Below are 3,335 nucleotides of genomic sequence, written 5' to 3'. Positions count from 1 at the left end.
TCGCGGCCCTTTTCGCGGCCGTAGCCGGACTTGCCGTAGCCGCCAAAGGGCGTTTCGACGCCGCCGGCATACCATTCGTTCACGAAGACCTGTCCGGCGCGGAGTTTCTGCGCTGCGCGCGTGGCCCGGTCGAGATCGCGGGTGAAGACACCGCCGACGAGGCCATAATCGGTGGCGTTGGCCATCGCGATCGCCTCTTCATCGGTGCGGAATTTCAGGACCGAGAGAACCGGGCCGAAAACCTCGTCCCGCGCGATGGTCATGTCGGGGGTGACCGTGAGCACCGTCGGTTCGAGGAAAGCGCCGGGGCGGTTGAGCTTGCGGCCGCCGGTCACGACGGTTGCGCCCTCGGTCTCGGCGGCGCGGACCATGGCTTGGGCGCGATCCCGCTGCGCCTCGGACACCATCGCGCCCATGGTGGGGCCGAACTCGGTCAGGTCGATGCCGGGGCCGACCTTGAGCGATTGGGCAAGCCCGGCGATGCGGTCGACAAGTTCGTCGTGGATCTTGTCCGAGGCGATCACCCGGCTCATTGCCGAACAGACCTGACCCGCATTGAAGAAGATGCCCCAGCGGACATCGGTCATGAAGGCGTCGAGATCCGCGTCGTCATGGACGATGGCGGCGGACTTGCCGCCAAGCTCGAGTATGCACGGGACGACATTGCGCGCCGCCGCAGACGCTATGGCGATGCCGGTCGGGACGGAGCCGGTGAACACGATCTGGTTGACACCGGGATGTGCCGACAGCGCCGCGCCAGCCTCGGCCCCGAGGCCGCACAGCACGTTGACCGCGCCTTCGGGCAGTCCTGCCGCCTCGGCGGCCTGCGCGATGAAGGCGTTGGTCAGGGGGGTAAGCTCGGGTGTCTTGATGACACAGGCGTTGCCCGTGGCGAGGGCCGCCGAAAGCGATCTCGCCGTCATTTCAATGGGATAGTTCCAGGGAATGATCTGTGCCGAGACGCCGTAAGGTTCGTGCGTGGTAAAGTCGAGATAGCCGGCGCCGAGCGGGATCGAACGGCCCTCGACCGTTTCGGCCTGATTGCCGTAATACTCGAAATAGCGCGCGGCGCCGCGGATCTCGATTTCCGCTTCCCAAAGCGGCTTGCCCTGTTCCCGCGTCAGCAGAGGCGCGATGGTGTCGATATGCTCGAGCAGGTAGCGGCCCATCGCCTGAACCATGCGACCGCGTTCCACCGGGCGCAGATCGGACAGCGCGCCGCTTTCGTGACAGGCCCGTGCCGCTGCCACGGCGCGGTCGACATCGGCGGCGTTGGCGAGGGCCTGTTCTGCGAGATGCGCGCCGGTGCCGGGGTCGATGACATCGATGCGCCCGGCGCCTCCGTCGCTCCATTCGCCACCGATCCAGTTGCGCCAATATGGGGCGATGTCACCCATCGATGGCCTCCCGCATCCACTGCTGGAGCGTTCTGATCGAGTGCTCGGAGTAGAGCCCGCACGCGGGATCGAGGACCAGAGGGCCTGGCCGGTAGCCACGGCTCTTGAGGCCGCGGGCGACGCTTTCCACGAGCCGGATGTCTTCTTCCACGGTCGTTGCGCGGTCTTGCACCGCGAGGCGGCGGATCACCTCGCTGTCGATCCCGCCGGGCGTATACCAGCCGCGCCAGACCGTGCAGTTGTCGACGTCATGGGCCCGCCAGTGGTAGGTGTTGAGCACGTTGCCCGGGTAGACCTGGAACGAGAACATCGGCCAGAGGAAGAACGAGCGGTATTCGCCCCCGTGCGGCACCGATGTGTCGATCGGGTAGGTCATCTTGGACAGGTCCTGGCACTCGGTCGTGTGGCGCAGCACGTAGCCCTTGTTCATTGGCTGAATGTCGTAGGTCTCGGGGCGGATCACACCGGTGGCGAAGGTCGGGTGATTGAGCGAGCAATGGTAACATTCCGAATAGTTCTCGACCGAGATCTTCCAGTTGCACTTTTCGGGAATGTCCACCCATTCCAAGGGCTCGAGTTCCGCGATGTTCGGCACGTAGTCGCCCAGTTCTTCACGCACGCCCGGATACCATTCGTCCATGGGGGCTGCGTTGTCGTCCAGATTGACGAAGATGAAGCCGTGGAAGGACTCGGTCCTGACCGATGTCAGGCAGATCTTCTTGCGGTCGAAGCCGGGGACCGCGTTGACATTGGGCCCAGACCGCAACTCGCCCGAGAGCTCATAGGTCCAGGCATGGTAGGGGCAGACCACGACGCGGGTCGTGCCCGTGCCCTCGACCATCTGATGCGCCCGATGCTGGCAGACATTGTAAAACGTCCGGAGTTCACCGTTTCGGCCACGGATGCAGAACAGGCTTTCGCCGGCGATGTCGAAGGTGAAATAGTCGCCGGGGCCGCGCACCTGACTTTCATGGCCCGCGAATTGCCATGTGCGGGCGAGAAGGCCGTTTCGTTCCTTCTCGAAGGTTGCGGGGTCGGTATAGTACCGCGCGTCCAGCGAATGCACCAAGTGCGAGTCGTCCTGCACGTTCATGAATTGGAGCCCTTTTCCCCTACATAGACGCCGAGCGACTGGCGACGGCCGTGATACGCCTCGATCGAATCCACCACCGCGTCGCCGGCTTCGGAAATGATGAAGGCGATGAGAACTTCGAAGAAGGCGGTCAGCGCGATGGTCGAGATGAAGAATTGCGGGGTCTCGACCGGGACGATGAACCTGTGCTGTGCGTCGGCCATGATCGGGCAGGCGAGGCTGTCGGAAATGGCGATGACGCGGATGCCCTGCGCGCGCGCCACGGCCACCGCCTCGACGATTTCACGCCGGTAGGGACGGAAGGTCATGGCGATCAGAATGTCGTCGCTGCCGCCACGGGACAGCCCATCGACCGGGAGCGTCCCGCCCTGCGGCAAGGCATGGACGCCATCGATCGCCATACCTGCCAGATAGGCGAAGTTTTGAGCGATGGCGTTGTTCACGCCGACGCCGAGCACATAGCACCGGCGCGCCGCGACAATCTCTTGCGCGGCCGTTTCGATGGCGCGGTAGTCGGTCGCTGCGAAAAAGCCTTCGATATTGTCGATCGCCGCTTCAGCGCTTGATGCATAGAGCGCGCCCAACTCACCGCGCTGGGCCAGTTCCTGCAGCCAGCGTGCCCGGTCCGGGTAGGTTTCCCGTCCCTGTCTGATTTCGTCACGAAAGACTTCGCGGAACGACTCGTAACTGTCGACGCCGATTGCGCGGGACAAACGTACCAGAGTGTTGGGCTTTACATCCGCCTTGGCTGCAAGTTGCCGAATGGAACAGACGCCGATCTCGTTCGGGTTTTCCAGTATGAAAACCGCAAGTTTCTCCAATTCAGGGGTGAGATCCGCACGGAT

The 3,335-nt window shown here is 63.8% G+C and carries 3 protein-coding genes; all 3 read right to left on the bottom strand.

Translation table 11 applies throughout. From position 1 onward, the window contains the following. On the bottom strand, positions 1-1,397 hold a 1,397-nt coding region (locus F3H35_RS18680), incomplete at its 3' end, for an aldehyde dehydrogenase family protein (RefSeq protein WP_149781035.1). Further along, entirely contained in the window at positions 1,390-2,490 is a 1,101-nt protein-coding gene (locus F3H35_RS18675; protein ID WP_149781034.1) for an aromatic ring-hydroxylating oxygenase subunit alpha, read from the bottom strand. The genes F3H35_RS18675 and F3H35_RS18680, both read right to left, overlap by 8 nt. After that, positions 2,487-3,335: MurR/RpiR family transcriptional regulator (locus F3H35_RS18670; RefSeq protein ID WP_317510761.1), on the bottom strand; the 849-nt coding region annotated here is incomplete at its 5' end. The genes F3H35_RS18675 and F3H35_RS18670, both read right to left, overlap by 4 nt.

Origin of the sequence: Roseovarius litoreus, assembly GCF_900142765.1 — a bacterium.
Taxonomy (GTDB): Bacteria; Pseudomonadota; Alphaproteobacteria; order Rhodobacterales; family Rhodobacteraceae; genus Roseovarius; species Roseovarius litoreus.
This window is presented reverse-complemented; position numbering and strand designations above follow the sequence as displayed.